Source organism: Ideonella azotifigens, assembly GCF_006519715.1.
GTDB lineage: Bacteria > Pseudomonadota > Gammaproteobacteria > Burkholderiales > Burkholderiaceae_C > Ideonella > Ideonella azotifigens.
Genome location: NZ_VIDT01000993.1, coordinates 1 through 1,539, shown reverse-complemented (window position 1 = coordinate 1,539; position 1,539 = coordinate 1). Strand labels below are relative to the sequence as shown.

At 68.6% G+C, this 1,539-nt stretch carries 1 protein-coding gene; it reads left to right on the top strand.

Features of this window, described 5'->3' with window-relative positions; translation table 11 throughout:
* Positions 1 to 1,539: sensor domain-containing diguanylate cyclase (locus tag FKP22_RS30000; RefSeq protein WP_141291871.1), on the top strand; the 1,539-nt coding region annotated here is incomplete at both ends.

Genomic DNA, 1,539 nt, shown 5'->3' with positions numbered 1-1,539 from the left:
GCCAGCCTGGGCTATTCCGACAAGACCCACTGGTTCCGCGCCCGCGTGCTGCAGCGCGACCCAACCGAGCTCCGGCGCCTGCTGGAGATTGCCTACCCGGTGCTGGACCGCATCGAGCTGCACCTGCAGGTCACGCCGGCCGGCCAGCCGCCGTCCTGGCACAAGGAGCTGGTGCTGGGCGACAAGCAGGCCTTCGAGCTGCGCCCAGTGCGGCATGCCAACTTCGTCGTGCCGGTGGACATTCCGCTGGGCGCCGAGCTGGAGGTGCTGGCCCGCGTGACGACCAGCAGCGCGGTGCAATTCCCGCTGCTGCTGTGGACACCGGCCACCTTCCATCCACACGCAGAGGACACCAACCTGCTGCTGGGGGGCTACCTCGGGCTGATGTTCGGCCTGCTGGCCTACAACCTGATCCTGTGGGCCTCGGTGCGCGAGCGAGGCTACCTGCTTTACGGGCTGTGGGTGATCTCGATTGCCGGCTGCATCACCTCGCTCAAGGGCTTGAGCTTCCAGTACCTGTGGCCGCATGCCACGCAGTGGAACGACACCGCCATCGTCGTGCTGCTGGCGCTGACCGGCGCCTCCGGCTCGGCCTTCGCCGCCGATTTCATCCGCATCGTCCCCGGGCCGCGCTGGCGCCGCTGGGCCATCCACTGCACGACCGGGGCCTCCCTGCTGGTGGCTGCGGCCGCGCTGGTGCTGCCGTACAGCGTGGCGATCCGCACGGCGATCTCCAGTTCGGTCGTCGCCATCTTCATCCTGACGGTACTGGCGCTGCTGCGGGCGCGCGAAGGCTACGCGCCGGCCCGCATCTTCCTGCTGGCCTTCGGCTCGGTGCTGCTGGGCGGCGTGCTGCTGGCGCTGGACAAGTTCGGCCTGGTAGCGCGCAGCGTGTTCACTGAAAACGCGCTGCAACTGGGCAGCGCGATGGAAGTGCTGATGATTTCGCTGGGCCTGGCCAGCCGGCTCAACGAAGAGCGCGAGCTGCGCGTGAAGAGCCAGATCGAGGCGCTCAAGGCCCAGCGGGAAGCCCAAGAGTTGCTCGAAGCCAGGGTCAACGAACGAACGAGCGCGTTGGAGCAGGCCAACCGCCGGCTGGCCGAGCTGAGCATGACCGACGGGCTGACCGCGATTCCGAACCGCCGCTTCCTGGACCAGGCGCTGGAGCACCTGATCGGCGAAGCCATCGGCAGCAAACGCTCGCTGTCTCTGGCGCTGATCGACGTCGACCATTTCAAGCAGTTCAACGACACCCACGGCCATCTCGCGGGCGACCAGTGCCTGCAGGTCGTGGCGCTGGAGCTGCAGCGCCAGGCCCACCGCACCGAGGACCTGGTGGCACGCTTTGGCGGCGAGGAGTTCTGCATCGTGATGCCGCATGCCGGACCGGATGGCGCGCTGACCGTGGCCGAGCGCATGCGCCAGGCGGTGCAGGCGCTGGCGGTGCCGACCTCGGTCGGCGCGGTCGGCATCACCGTCAGCATTGGCGTCTGCAGCCTGGTGCCGCGCACGCCGGAAGACCTGGCGGTGCTGCTGAAG